The 14,209-nt window shown below is 38.5% G+C and carries 11 protein-coding genes and 2 tRNA genes (1 of these 13 only partly in view); 4 read left to right on the top strand and 9 right to left on the bottom strand.

Features of this window, described 5'->3' with window-relative positions; translation table 11 throughout:
- Nucleotides 1-101 precede the first annotated feature (101 nt).
- The 8 genes from MED217_RS06570 to MED217_RS06540 form a co-directional block, all read right to left on the bottom strand.
- On the bottom strand, nt 102-1,601 hold the full coding sequence (locus MED217_RS06570; RefSeq protein WP_040532632.1) for a RagB/SusD family nutrient uptake outer membrane protein: 1,500 nt from the start codon (nt 1,599-1,601) through the stop codon (nt 102-104).
- A 10-nt stretch (nt 1,602-1,611) separates the two neighbouring features.
- A complete protein-coding gene (locus MED217_RS06565; RefSeq protein WP_009779705.1) occupies nt 1,612-4,206 on the bottom strand; it encodes a SusC/RagA family TonB-linked outer membrane protein in 2,595 nt (864 codons plus the stop codon).
- Nucleotides 4,207-4,212: 6 nt separating this feature from the next.
- Entirely contained in the window at nt 4,213-4,713 is a 501-nt protein-coding gene (locus MED217_RS19200) for a carboxypeptidase-like regulatory domain-containing protein (protein ID WP_009779704.1), read from the bottom strand.
- Between the two features lie 556 nt (nt 4,714-5,269).
- Nucleotides 5,270-6,001: a LuxR C-terminal-related transcriptional regulator gene (locus MED217_RS06560; protein WP_009779703.1), complete on the bottom strand. Its 732-nt coding sequence runs from the start codon at nt 5,999-6,001 to the stop codon at nt 5,270-5,272.
- Nucleotides 6,001-6,777: an alpha/beta fold hydrolase gene (locus tag MED217_RS06555; RefSeq protein ID WP_009779702.1), complete on the bottom strand. Its 777-nt coding sequence runs from the start codon at nt 6,775-6,777 to the stop codon at nt 6,001-6,003. The genes MED217_RS06560 and MED217_RS06555 overlap by 1 nt, the downstream gene beginning before the upstream one ends.
- A gap of 423 nt (nt 6,778-7,200) precedes the next feature.
- A tRNA-Pro gene (locus MED217_RS06550) sits at nt 7,201-7,275 on the bottom strand.
- A gap of 22 nt (nt 7,276-7,297) precedes the next feature.
- Nucleotides 7,298-7,381, bottom strand: a tRNA-Ser gene (locus MED217_RS06545).
- Between the two features lie 139 nt (nt 7,382-7,520).
- On the bottom strand, nt 7,521-9,566 hold the full coding sequence (locus MED217_RS06540; RefSeq protein WP_009779701.1) for an HD family phosphohydrolase: 2,046 nt from the start codon (nt 9,564-9,566) through the stop codon (nt 7,521-7,523).
- A gap of 209 nt (nt 9,567-9,775) precedes the next feature.
- Between MED217_RS06540 and MED217_RS06535 the strand changes: the two genes are divergently transcribed.
- Both MED217_RS06535 and MED217_RS06530 read left to right on the top strand, forming a co-directional pair.
- Entirely contained in the window at nt 9,776-10,951 is a 1,176-nt protein-coding gene (locus MED217_RS06535) for an acetyl-CoA C-acyltransferase (protein WP_009779700.1), read from the top strand.
- Nucleotides 10,952-11,049: 98 nt separating this feature from the next.
- Entirely contained in the window at nt 11,050-11,799 is a 750-nt protein-coding gene (locus MED217_RS06530; RefSeq protein WP_040532631.1) for a C40 family peptidase, read from the top strand.
- A 91-nt stretch (nt 11,800-11,890) separates the two neighbouring features.
- Here MED217_RS06530 and MED217_RS06525 read toward each other — a convergent pair whose 3' ends face one another.
- Nucleotides 11,891-13,054, bottom strand: coding sequence for a THUMP domain-containing class I SAM-dependent RNA methyltransferase (locus tag MED217_RS06525; RefSeq protein ID WP_009779698.1), 1,164 nt, complete (start codon nt 13,052-13,054; stop codon nt 11,891-11,893).
- Nucleotides 13,055-13,129: 75 nt separating this feature from the next.
- Here MED217_RS06525 and MED217_RS06520 point away from each other — a divergent pair, with 75 nt between their 5' ends.
- Nucleotides 13,130-13,798 (top strand): ZIP family metal transporter, encoded by a 669-nt coding sequence (locus MED217_RS06520; RefSeq protein WP_009779697.1) that lies wholly within the window; start codon nt 13,130-13,132, stop codon nt 13,796-13,798.
- A 1-nt stretch (nt 13,799) separates the two neighbouring features.
- Nucleotides 13,800-14,209, top strand: the 5' portion of a protein-coding gene (locus MED217_RS06515) for a DUF4268 domain-containing protein (RefSeq protein ID WP_009779696.1). The gene runs 19 nt beyond the window's last position; 410 of the gene's 429 nt are visible here — the first part of the coding sequence; it begins with the start codon at nt 13,800-13,802; the stop codon falls past the right edge of the window.

Below are 14,209 nucleotides of genomic sequence, written 5' to 3'. Positions count from 1 at the left end.
TAAAAAATGAAATTAGTTTGAAAATCTTTCCCGGCATTAAAAAACACCAGGAAAGAAAAACAAACAAACACATCTTCTTCTCTTATTAATTTACCGATACTCTAAAAATTTGGATTTAATAAAGCCTCACTCGCCGGTAATGGAAATGTTGTATATATAGAATTGAAAGCCGCCGCAGGTGGTGCAAAACCTTCAGGAAAATAGTAGTCTTGTGGATTAGCTTTTACGCGCTGGCCGAAAGCGGTCATCACCTCCTGAGCCGTACCTGTACGTACCAAATCTAACCAGCGCTTATTTTCAAAGGCTAATTCTACGCGTCGCTCGTTCATAATAGCTTCACGCATTTGGTTCTGATTAAGACCACTTACCGGGTCAAGACCTGCTCTAGCTCTTACACGATTTATATAAGGTTCTGCTTCTCCGGGTCTTCCTTGCTCATTTATAGCTTCTGCAAGAAACAACAAGGCTTCAGAAAACCTATAAACGGGCCAATTTACTCCGGTTAACTGCGGCGTTGAATGCGGTTCCCAAAATTTGTCGATATAGGGGAAATAGGTACCTTCTAAAAGAATACTGTCAATCGAAGCTGACTTACGGGTATCACCATCCTCATAACTCCCGAGAAGATCTGGTGTTGGTATATTAAAGCCTTGAGTGTTGGCTGCCTGAGAATTAGTGACCCCGGTAATTGAGGCTACCTGCTCTCCGGTTAATGGCATCGGAAGCCACTCGTACTGAAAAGAACTTGCAAAACCATCTGTCCCTTCTAAATATTGAACTTCAAAAATAGACTCAATACTATTTTGGTTAGATAAATCAAAAACAGCTGCATAACTTCCTAACAAATCATATTCATTTGAAGCATCGATGATTTTTAATAAAGTTTCTGCATCATCCCAATTTTCTTGAACCATATAGACATTAGCTAACAGCATCTGTGCCGATCCTCTCGTAGCTCTACCGGCTTCCTGATTAGATTTAACCGGTAAAAGGTTTATCGCGTCATTCACATCGGCTAAAATCTGAGTATATACCTCACCGGGTGCAGAAAGTGGCAGCGCCGCATCTTCACGACCGGTAACCGGCACTAAGTGAAGCGGTATAGCGCCATAAAATTGTACTAACTCAAAATAACTAAGCGCTCTTAAAAACAATGCTTGCCCTTTAACATTGTCTTTTACAGCAGCAGCATCAAACTCGACATCATCAATCAATGCAAGAATTTGATTGGCTCGCGAAATGATTAGATAATTGGTCACATAATTGTTTTGGATGGTAGCATTACCGTCATTCACATAAAAATCGGCCAAGCTTTCTCCATCTTGTACTGCTCGATAATTTGAGTTGTATTTATAATACGTGTTATCTGAAGTAAGTTCACCCAGACCCCAAGCCCCTTGAAAATTGACGCCATTGGGCACTTCGTGTAGCGCCCGCAATGGCGCATAGGTAGCATTGATAGCTTGTTCAAAATCACTTTGAGTGTTGAAGAAAATTTCTTTACTCAAAGAGTCTTCCGGGGGCAGTTGCAGAAAATCTTCTTCGCAGGAAATCATTATGCCTGCGAAAAGAATTAGAAATATTTTAAATATGCTTTTCATGATATATTTTTTATAATGATAGATTAAATCCTACTGTAAACGTTCTAGGTACTGGATAGGAACCCCAGTCGTAACCTAAAGACAATGCACCGGCCTGTTGCCCTTGTGTTGTGGTACTAATTTCTGGGTTTGACCCTCTATATTTAGTAAAAACAAATGCCTGTTGAACAGAGGCATATACACGTGCACGCTGTAACAATCCATCTTCTTTTACAGGAAAATTGTATCCTACTGTTATGTTTTTGACGGTGAGATGACTTCCGTCTTCAATAAATCTAGAACTGAACCAATCACGCTCCATAAAAGTTGCGCTCGTAGTTTTCCCGTAACGACCACTTCCCGGATTCTCTGGAGACCTCCAACGGTCCTGTACATCTCTGAGTACATTAAAAACACCATCAAGATTTGTAAGACCTTGATCTGTGGTAACTGCGATGTCATTACCTACTGATCCTGAAATAACCACACTTGCATCCCAATTCTTGTATTTAAAGTCATTAGTAATACCAAAAATGTAATCAGGAAACGGATTACCAATTACCGTGCGGTCATCATTTTCATTCCCGAATGTAATGACGCCGTCCCCGTTGACATCGGCAAATTTGATAGTACCTACTTCAGATTCTACCGCGCGTGGTGAGGAATCAAATTCTGCTTGATTATCATATACACCGTCGTGAATTAAACCCCAAAATTGTCCTAGAGGTTCACCTGCGCGTGTTATGCTGGTATAGTTTCCCCCTGGTGAGAAAATTCGATCTACTCCTTCTGCCAATGCCACCACTTTATTTCGGTTAAAGGCGATATTAAAGTTTGTATTCCACGTAAAATTATCATTGGCCACATTTCGACTTACGATAGCAAACTCATGACCCCAAAATTCAATTTCTCCAACGTTATCGTTAAAATTCGAAAAACCTGATTCTTGTGGTATAGCCACATTAAATAAAAGGTCTGTGGTATTTTTCTTGTAATAATCATAGATAAACTCAACTCTATTATTGAAGAATCTCAGGTCTAATCCAATGTCAAACTGTTTTGTACGTTCCCAACCTAAATTAGCATTACCTAAAGTAGTAACAGCAGCACCACTTGCTACAGTGTTCCCAAAAACAGCATTAATTGAATTATCGACCAATGCATATTGGGTATAGTTTCCTATGTTGTTATTACCGATGACACCATAACTTGCTCTTATTTTACCAAAACTTAAAAAATCTGCATTTTCTAGGAAAGATTCATCAGAAAACACCCATCCTGCAGAGACTGAAGGAAAGTTACCCCAGCGATTGTTTGAACCAAATCTAGACGAACCATCACGACGTAATGCCAATGTTACTAAGTATTTACCGTCATAGTCATAGTTCAATCTCGAGAAATAGGAAGATAAACTCCAGTGATTAATATTATTAAAAGAAGCTGTTCTATCGATATTAAGCGCCGATTGTATGGTGCGAATGCGATCGTCTGGAAAATTAGACAAATATAGCTGGGAGTTGTCTCCTTCATACTTTTGGTACGAAATTCCACCAAGTAATTCAAAGTTGTGGTTTCCAAAAGATTTATTATAAGTCGCTGTATTTTCATTCAACCAGCTTAAATATTTATTCTCACGGCGTATTGACGTAGCTATCACCGGGGGTAATGCGGTGAACGTCGTTGATGAAGTAGAAGGGCTATAGTTGAAAAAGGAAGAATTTCCAAAATCGCCATTAATAGAAGTTTTCAAAGTTAAACCTTCTATTGGACGGTATTCTAAAAACAAGTTTCCTAAAATACGAGTAGATTTTGTTTCATTGGTAATTTCTTTAGCTGCACGATACCAGTTGGGTGTTGGAAAAGCACTTACCCCTGGAATCCAAGCAGTGAGCGGAAGCGTTCCGTCTGGATTCTCAAAGGGTAATATTGGCCAGGTTTGCATTGCATTAGTAACCAAACCTCCGGGGATACCAGAATTTACATTAGTTGCATAAAATGCACCATCAGAACTTGGTAAGTTATCTATAGAGTAATTAGGAGCGACAGAAATGCCCAGATTTAAATTATCATTTAATTTAAAGGTAGAATTTGCACGAAGCGAGTATCTTTTAAAATTTGAATTAACCATCACCCCGTCCTGATTGAAGACTCCTGCAACGATCGCTACAGAGCTGCGTTCTGTACGGGAATTCCAATTGAGATTTAGACTCTGAATAGGAGCCGCCACAAACATTGCGTCATACCAGTCAAAACCTTCGCCGTATTGTTCCGGATTTTGAAATGGTTCTGGAACCGGCTGTCCTAAATCTTCAAAGGATTCTTTTCTAAATTGAGCAAACTCAGTACCGTTCATTAAATCTGGTCGTCCACGTTCGGGAACGATTTGTACTCCACCATAATAACTCAAGGATAACGATCCTCGCTCGGTTTTACCAGATTTTGTAGTTATTAAAACAACGCCATTTGCCGCGCGTGAACCATATAATGATGTTGAAGCAGCATCTTTAAGTACACTTATATTTTCAATTTCATCAGGATTAATAGAACTGATATCACCTACAATAGGAAACCCATCGACCACGTATAAAGGGTCACTTCCTGCTAAAATGGAAGCCTGACCTCTCACACGAACCTAGATTCCCTGTCCCGGTTTACCAGTGGTCTGATTGATTTGAACACCAACTAACCTCCCCTGAAGTTTTTGAGTAACCTGTGGTACCGGTATATCTGCCAATTCTTCGGTACTAATTTGCTGGACTGCACCAGTTACTTTTCTACTACTTTGAGTACCATATCCCACTACCACGACTTCATCCAGTTGTTGATTGTCAACCGCTAGGCTCAAATTGATTTGAGAACGACCATTTATAGCAACAGATTGAGTGACAAAACCTACAGAAGAAAAAATTAATACGCCATCTGCTGCCGCATCAATAGTATAATTACCATCAAAGTCGGCGATGGCTCCTGTGCTGGTCCCCTTGACCAATACATTTACTCCTGGTAATGGCTGGCCATTTTCTGCATCTGTTATCGTCCCAGTAACCGTTATGGTCTCTTGAGCCTGAACATGAAGGGAACAGAAAAACAGCAGCAAAATAAAAATTGAGCTTAGTTTTCTTTTAGTTTTCATAATTCTTGTTTAGTTAAAAATGTAAATGTTGTAAAGACCACTCCTAGAAGTAAAAGATTTAGGACTTAGTCACATAAACAATGATACTACAACGTTGTAGCTTTACTGTCCTGTTGTGTACTGCTTGATAAAACAAACTATTTTTACAATTTTTTAAATACTGAAAATCAACAATTTAAACACCAAACAAACCTATAAATAGGTATTGAAAATGATCGAATTCGAAATGAAATGTGCTTGAAAAGCGCACATAATTTTACTTGAAAAAGTCAAATGCTTCAAAAAGACAAATTAAGTGTGATAATTACATTTTATTAAAAATTCAACAACAAAACACCTTTTAAATTGAAAAATTAATAGGTTTTAGATGTAAAATCGATAAGTTGAAAATGCTTCAAATTAAAGCTAAAAGCAGTTGCTTTTCTATGGTGCGCAAATAAACTTTAAATTTCCATTTCTACCATTTCTGCTCTGGCTCCAAAGCGTATTGGCAAAATACTTGTTCCTATGCCTTTAGAAACATACATTTTGGGGTCTAAATTTTATTAGCAACCATTTAAATTAACCCATTCTTTTTACAAAATGAAATAAGCTCAACCGAATTTTTACACCTGGCTTTTTTAAGAATATTCTTGCGGTGCGTATCTACGGTATGCCTACTAATAAACAGTAAATCTGCGATTTCTTTACTATTGAGTCCTTCAGTAATTCCCTTTATCACTTCAAATTGCCGGGCTGAAAAAAAGTTTTCATATTGATGCCCTACATATCTTTTGAAAGCCGCCTGATCTAAATAGTTGGCATCAAAATTCCATTCTACGCAATTGGAGGTATCCATATAAGAAATATCGGTCAACAGCGAAAAATTGCTTACCAGATGCCCGTCTTTATCTGCTTCAAATACTTTTGACTGCCGTAGAATTTTGATATACTCCCCATTCTTTTTTCGAATTCTGTAGGTCAATGAAAGGTGTGCGTCTTGAGAAAATTTATTTTCTATGGCATAACTCACAGAGGCTTGAATGAGTCGGGATACTATAGCTTTATCTTGTGGGTGAAAAAAACTATTGACGAGTTGTGAATTGAATTCATCTTGTGAATAGCCTAAGAACTCCGACACACCTTTTTGAAAACTAATGGACTTTGTTTGGAAATTATGAATATAAAGACATTGAGATGCTGATAGCGGGTAACTTTCTAGACCATCGAGTTTTTGAGGTATGGCTTCTAAATTTTTCAGCTTTTCAGCCTGCTGATTTAAAAACGTATCCATGTCATTTTTACTCATTAAACGCGTTCAATAAATTTTAAAACAAACTTTTTGTTTTCTAGAGGTGCTTCTATGAAGCTGTAATGTCCGCAATTCGGAATTACGTCAAAAAAATCAAAAATCTCCTCCTTAACCAATTGATTTAGATATTCCCTGTTTATTGCCGCATCTTCAAGCCCCATTAAATAACCTACATAGGTTGTGTTATTCTGCTGTAATAGTTCTAGCTGATCAGAGAATTTCATAGCGCCAAATTCTTCCAGCAATCGATCACGAAAAACAGGGTCGGTTTTTAAGAAAGCCTGAGTCAAATAACTTATCGAAGATTGATCTGTTGAAAGCTGAGAAAGATATTTTTCAGCAAGAATCCTATTTTCTTGGTGACGCTCAGACAATTTAAAATCGGGCATTTTTAGATAAGGAGATAACTTACTGGAGTATGAAACAGGAAGGGATGCCATTAGCAATAAACCATCTATCTGAAGAAGGTTCATCAATTCAATAGCCAGATTTCCTCCCATAGAATGCCCAACTATCACTAGTCGGTCGTATGAAAATTGATCGATGAATTGAACCAAACACTGTACAAAATTCTCATAATTATAATCTTCAGAATCTAGCTTAGGGCTTTCTCCGTGTCCTATAAAATCAGGCGCTACCACCCTCCATCCGGCGACACCTGCTAGCAATACTGAAAAATAATTGGAGTCTACAGAATTACCGTGAAGACACACCAATAGATTTTTAGATTGGTTGGAACACGTTTGAAATTGTAATTCTAATTTATGGTTCATAGTTAGGGCTCGAAAAATTTAGTAAAAACATGGCGTTTTGTATACTAGACATTGATTTACAAAACGCTTTCGGCTTTTATCTATGTCTGTGCTATAAGTCAAAACTTCTGCTAAACCAATTAACTTCCTGTAAAATACTTATTCTGAAAATAACTTTATAGACAAAGGATTTTTTTGCTCTAAAATTCTCAATATAAGGCATTCTAAAGACCTTTTCAAACAGTCTCTGGAAAGACAGTTTGTGAGCATCCTCGCTATTTACTTTGTTTTCTTTTGAAAAATAAGTCTTTGATGAAGAATTTGGATAGGTTTAAAGGACTAAACTGCTTGTTTTAAGGTAAATCAGATTTGTCTAGTTTTAAAATAAAAAAACCTGTTAGTTAAAAACTAACAGGTTTTTGATTACCACTTTCAAGTGGTTCGTCGGGGTGGCAGGATTCGAACCTGCGACCTCCTGCTCCCAAAGCAGGCGCGATGACCGGGCTACGCTACACCCCGAGGTGTTTTCTTAAAAAAGTTGCGGAGAGACAGGGATTCGAACCCTGGCGACGGTTACCCGTCGACAGATTAGCAATCTGCTCCATTACCACTCTGGCACCTCTCCTAAGAACGTTGGCGTCTCTCTCAAAACGCGGGTGCAAATATATATCTAAGTTTTCGATCAACCAAAGCTTTTTGAAGAATTTCTATAACTTTTTTTCAATCTTTTTTTAACTCCCTGAAAACAAGAATTTCACAAAACCCTATTCAGGATATTCAATTCGCAGATGATAGATATTATTCAGCTTTGACTTCAATACTTTTTTAATAATCTGTATTTCTTTGAAGGTAATCGTCGCGTTCAAGAATTGATTTTCCTCCATTTGCTTGTTGATGATCTTTTCTACAAAAGAATCGATCAACACAGAAGTTGGTGACTTCAAACTTTTACTAGCCGCCTCTACACTATCTGCCATCATCAGGATTGCAGTCTCCTTACTAAACGGCAAGGGCCCGGGATATCTAAAGTCATCAATATTTACATCCTCATCCTGCTCCTGCGCTTTTTTGTAGAAAAAATATACCGTGCTGGTCCCATGATGTGTTCTGATGAAATCTATAACCCGATCCGGTAGATTATTCTTACGCGCAATTTCAATCCCGTTAATCACGTGATCAATGATGATACGTGCACTTTCTCGAGGTGATAAGTCTTCGTGCGTGTTGATTCCTGTCGATTGATTTTCGGTAAAATCTGTAGGATTTACCATTTTGCCAATATCGTGATACAATGCCCCTACCCGAGTCAGCATCGCATTGGCTCCAATCTCATTTGCGGCAGCTTCTGCAAGGTTTGCTACATTCAAACTATGGTGAAAAGTTCCCGGTGCTTTATTGGCTAAGTTTTTCAGCAGCTTAGAATTGGTATCGGTAAGCTCTAACAGCGAAAGATCGCTCACAAGGCCAAAGATCTTCTCATACGCATAAATAAGCGGCTGAACGAATAATGTAGCAAGACCGGTAATGATAAACAAACTAAAGGTTTCCCATTCAAGGTTGTCTACAGTCCCTTCATGAATGATATGGAACGCAAAATACCCAATGATGTATATAAAAGTGATCTGCCCTACCGAAATAAATAAATTAGCCCGCTTATACAACTCTGAAACCGTTAAAATCGTCACGATCCCGGCGATCACTTGCAAAAACATATACTCTGAAGTATTAGGCACGATAAAACCCAACAGCAGAAGCGTGATCACGTGAGTAAACAGTCCCAATCGCGAATCAAAAAACGCCTTGATCACCAGCGGAAGTATACACAAAGGAACCACATATACATAATTGGCATCATACTTTACGATCAAGGTCGTAAACAACACCATTAAAATGATATTGAAGAAAATAAAAGTGACCATTGTATTGTTCTCAAAAACCTGCTCTCTATAGGTTTTGATAAAAAGCAAAAGCATTGTAAGTGCCACTGAAACCAGCAACACATAACCAAAAACAACCCAATTGTATTTGCTGGCCGTCCAGGATTGGGATTCATATTCGGCTTGAAGCGACTTTAAAATTTGGTAAGTACTCTGCTCAACGATCTCTCCTTTTGCGACAATTCGGCTTCCTTTGTTTACCACACCTTTTGTAGGAGCGATTTTACTCAATTCTGCATTGAGCTCTTTATTGGTGAGCTTTTCATCGTAGGTTACGTTAGGTTGCACCACATCATAAAACAGCTCTTTAAAACGATTGGCGGCTTGCACATAAGGTCCGTTCACAAGACGCCTGTTGATAAGCGCGCTGATCTCATCGGTCGTATTCAGGTTTTCTATAGAAGTTTCTTCGATTTCATTACCGCGACGTAAGTAAATCTTTCTTCCTTCCTGAAAAGCCACAAGATCGCTTATGACCCCGTATTTATAAATGTCATCAAGAATTTGGAGACCAAAATTCTTGAGTTCGTCCTGCCGGTTTCTAAAGATCGAATCGGTAAAAACCGAAGCAAACTGGTTTTCATAGGCTGCCTTAGCCTCATTGGCAATATCCTGATCATAATTAAAATAAGGAATAATCGAATTCTCAACATCGGCACGCTCCTGCTCTAGCTGGTCTTCGCTTTTCAGAATCGCAAAATCTACCGGCGCATACAAATTATCATATTGCCAAGGTTTATTCTGCTGAAAATCAAACTGAAACTTCCCGCTTTTCGGAAAGAGATAAACGATAAGAATGGTACTTGCAATACATAACAACACCTTATATATTGCACCTTGATTTTTATAAAACCGGTTTAAAATACTACTCATAAAACACGTGTGAGGCTCCTAATGTCAAGGCTTAACTTCAATAAGACCAACCTGAATTTTTCAAGTTTATTCAATTCCTTGAGCATGCACTTAAAAGTAAAAGTACTAAAATTAAACGGGAAGCTTAAGGTGTTAAGTATTGACTAAAAGATAACGTTTTCGTTTGGTATTCCTTACTTTTGAGTTCTATCAAAAAACACACAAATAAGATGCAAAAAGATATAGTTATCGTTTCCGCCGTGCGTACTCCAATAGGTAGTTTTTTAGGAAGTTTATCTTCACTTACCGCTGTTGATCTGGGAGTTGCTGCGATCAAAGGAGCTTTAGATAAAATTGATTTAGACCCGACTTTAGTCAATGAAATTTTTATGGGAAATGTGGTACAAGCCGGGGTTGGTCAAGCGCCTGCGCGACAAGCAGCACTTGGTGCCGGTATTCCAAAAAATGTTCCGTGTACCACCGTAAATAAGGTTTGTGCTTCAGGAATGAAAGCGGTAATGTTTGCTGCGCAATCTATCGCTCTTGGAGATAATGAGGTCGTTGTTGCCGGCGGAATGGAAAGTATGAGCCAAATTCCACATTACGTACATATGCGTAACGGGCAAAAATTTGGTCCGACGACTTTGGTAGACGGTATGCAAAAAGACGGACTCGTCGATGCCTACGATGGTAATGCGATGGGTGTTTGTGCAGATGCTTGTGCTCAAGAATATAATTTTTCTCGTGAAGACCAAGATGCATTTGCTATTGAAAGCTATAAACGTTCAGCTGCTGCCTGGGAAAGCGGAAAGTTTACTGATGAAGTTGTTCCTGTGGAAGTGCCACAGCGTCGTGGAGAACCTGTTCTAATCAAAGAAGACGAAGAATTTAAGAATATTCGTATGGACAAGATAAGCAGCCTAAGACCGGCATTTTCAAAAGATGGTACGGTGACCGCTGCAAATGCCTCTACGATTAATGATGGTGCCGGTGCTGTCATTTTAATGACTAAAGAAAAAGCTGAAGAACTTAATCTAGAAGTTTTATGCACCATCAAAAGTTATGCTGATGCTGCTACAGATCCTGAGTGGTTCACTACCGCTCCCTCAAAAGCTTTGCCTAAAGCCTTGGCAAAAGCGGGCGTAGGTCAAGGTGAGATTGATTATTTTGAGTTTAACGAAGCCTTTTCTGTTGTTGGTTTAGCCAATATGAAGATCTTAGGTTTATCTGCAGATAAAGTAAATGTAAATGGCGGTGCCGTATCTCTTGGGCATCCTTTGGGATGTAGTGGTGTGCGTATTCTCATCACGCTCATAAACGTTTTAAAACAGAATAATGCCAAGTTGGGTGCTGCTGCGATTTGTAATGGTGGCGGTGGCGCTTCGGCAATGGTGATTTCCAGATAAAATTGTATTGAAACTGAAGTTATACACGTCTTGTTAATAATCATTTTGGTGGGAAAAAATCATTTGAATTACTTTTACAAAAATTTCAAAACCGCCTGATGAATTACGGCATTTGCCCATTAAGTATTGTACCTATGCGTTTAGAGCCTGCAGATGCGGCCGAAATGATCAACCAAGTACTTTATGGTGAGCATTTTAAAGTGCTTGAAATCCGTAAGAAATGGAGTCGCATCCGTCTTGCACATGATAAATATGAGGGGTGGATTGACAACAAGCAATATAAAGAAATTACGGTTGAAGATTATGATGCTGCCCAAGAGCGCACTCCTATTCTCGCCAGTGATCTCTTGCAGATGGCTACTTCTTCAGACGAGCACGTGCTCAGCATTCCATTAGGAGCGCAATTGGCAAATTTGTCATTAACTGGTGATCATTACGAAGGTAATTCTGTTGCAGAAAAACGAGAGAAAGCCACATTCATTAACACCGCATTACTGTATTTGAAAAGTCCGTATTTGTGGGGTGGTCGTACACCTTTCGGTTTAGATTGTAGTGGCTTTACGCAAATGGTATATAGACTTAACGGACATTCCTTATTTAGAGACGCTTCCCAGCAAGCGACTCAAGGGGAAGCTTTAAGCTTTATTGAAGAAAGTGAACCTGGCGATCTGGCCTTTTTTGATAATGACGAAGGTGCTATCGTACACGTGGGAATAATGCTTCAAGACAATTATATTATACATTGCCATGGTGAGGTGCGTATTGATCGTATAGATCACACGGGTATTTATAATGCAGAACGTCGCACACACACCCATAAACTAAGAGTTATAAAAAGAATTCTTTAATTCACGCGCTAAAGAGATTAATCCCTTTAGCGACGCCAATAAAAAAAGCGAGAAATAAATTTCTCGCTTTTTTTATTACGGTGTTCTGTAATTAATCGTTGTTCTGATACTTCGCCTTTTTAGAACCGGCATAAATATCATATTTCACTAGACGTGATTCTAACGAACCATTATAAAGCTTTATTTTTCGGCTGGTGCGTAAGCCTACGTGCTTTAAAGATTCGAGGTTTGAAGTGATGAACCAAGCTTCGGTATCTTTATAATTTTGCTTCAGCGTATCTCCTATATTTTTATAAAAAGCTTCCATTTCTACCGGAATTCTTTCGCCGTACGGCGGATTAAAAACCATATGCAAATGACGCTCGCGTTCTTTTTCAGTCTTAAAAAAGTCGGCTTGCTTTATAGAAATAAACTCGCTCAATTCGGCATTTTTAATATTCTCTTTGGCTTTATCGATTACTGAAGGATCTAGATCATAGCCTTGAATGGTAAAATGGAACTCCCGTATTTTCTTCAACGCTGCAGCTTCGATCACGTCAAAAAGATCTGGATCCCAATCGTGCCAATTTTCAAAACCAAACTGCTTTCGGTTCAAATTAGGCGGAATATTGCAGGCGATCATCGCAGCTTCAATAAGCATTGTCCCACTACCGCACATTGGGTCAAGAAAATCACTGTACCCCTTCCACCCGGCAAGCATTAAACAGCCCGCGGCCAAAACTTCATTTATAGGGGCAATATTGGTGCTTAAACGATATCCTCGCTGATGTAACGAAACGCCACTGCTATCAAGCGAAATCGTACATCTGTTGTGGCGTATATGAATGTCAATGCTCAAATCGGGGAATTTCAGATCTACATCCGGTCGATCGCCCGTAGCCTCTCTAAACTGATCTACAACCGCGTCCTTGGCTTTTTGAGCAACAAACAAAGAATGTGTAAACTGTTCACCACTTATGGTGGCATTGATAGCAAAGGTGTCATTAACACGCATATATTGGCTCCAATCGATACTCTTCACCGCAGCATAAAGTGCATTTTCATCTTTGACTACAAAAGAGCGCAGCGGCTTTAAAATTTTTATGGCAGTACGGCAGCATAAATTGGCCTTGTACATAAAACCTGTATCACCAGAAAAACCAACACTTCGTGTTCCTATTTCTATATCTCCTGCTCCTAATTCCCGTAATTCTCGTGCTAGTAAATCTTCAAAACCAAATAAGGTTTTTGCCAGCATTTTAAAGTTCCCTTCCATCGTTAAAATTTTGATTGCAAAAATAGGTTAATTTTGTCGGCTTGTTACGACTAAGAATTTCTAGCTAACGATTCTATGATTTTTATTTTACCTGTAGCCGCAGTTTTACTGGGTTTTGTTATTGCGCTACTTTTTAAACCTACTTTAGACACGTCTGTAAAATTGCTGTTGGCTTTTAGTGGGGCCTTTTTACTTTCAATTACGATTTTTGAATTTTTACCCGAGCTTTACGCTTCTAGCAATGAGAATGTCGGCTTATTCATTATGGCGGGATTGCTACTTCAAATCTTATTAGAATTTATTTCCAGAGGTGCAGAACACGGACATTTACACCTAGATAAAGCCCGAAAAAATATCCCGTGGCTATTACTCGTTAGTTTGTGTGTGCATTCAGCATTTGAAGGTTTTCCGTTGTCGCAAAATCAAGATCTTGTCTACGGAATCGTTGTGCATAAAATCCCAATTGCCATTATCATCAGCTCTTTCTTGTTGTCATCAAACATTAGCAAGCTTCAAATTGTGGCCTTTTTAAGCGTTTTTGCTTTGATGACTCCTTTAGGAAGTTATTTAGGAGCGTTAGATATTTGGTCTTTAACTTTAAAAAGTAGTATAAATGCGATTGTCGTTGGCGTTTTATTACATGTATCTACCACTATACTTTTTGAATCCTCTAAAAATCACCAGTTCAATGCGACTAAATTTGGTGTTATTTTACTGGGAATAACTCTAGCCTATTTACTCTAATATGTTTAGCAGGGAAGAATCAAAAAAACTACGTGAAGATTTCTGGATTTTCTTTGGTAAACGTTATCAAAAAAAATGGTTGCTGTATGATACCAAAGTAAAAGAAATCAATTTGAAATTTAGTTTTGATAACGATAAAGCGATGGTTTCATTTGATATTGAAACCTATGATCAAGTATTCCGTGAATACTATTTTGAAAAGTTTGAAAGCTTAAAAAACCTGCTTAAAGCAGAAGTTTCTGAAGATATTCTTTTTGAAAAGGAATATATACGCAGCAGCGGAAAAGTCATTTCACGTGTTTATGTTGAAAAACCAAACGTGAACATTCACAACAAAAAGCATTGGCCCGAAGTTTTTGAATTCTTCCACGACAATATGGAAAAATTTGAGCTCTTCTGGTGGGAATATCA

Origin of the sequence: Leeuwenhoekiella blandensis MED217 (assembly GCF_000152985.1) — a bacterium.
Lineage (GTDB): Bacteria > Bacteroidota > Bacteroidia > Flavobacteriales > Flavobacteriaceae > Leeuwenhoekiella > Leeuwenhoekiella blandensis.
This window is presented reverse-complemented; position numbering and strand designations above follow the sequence as displayed.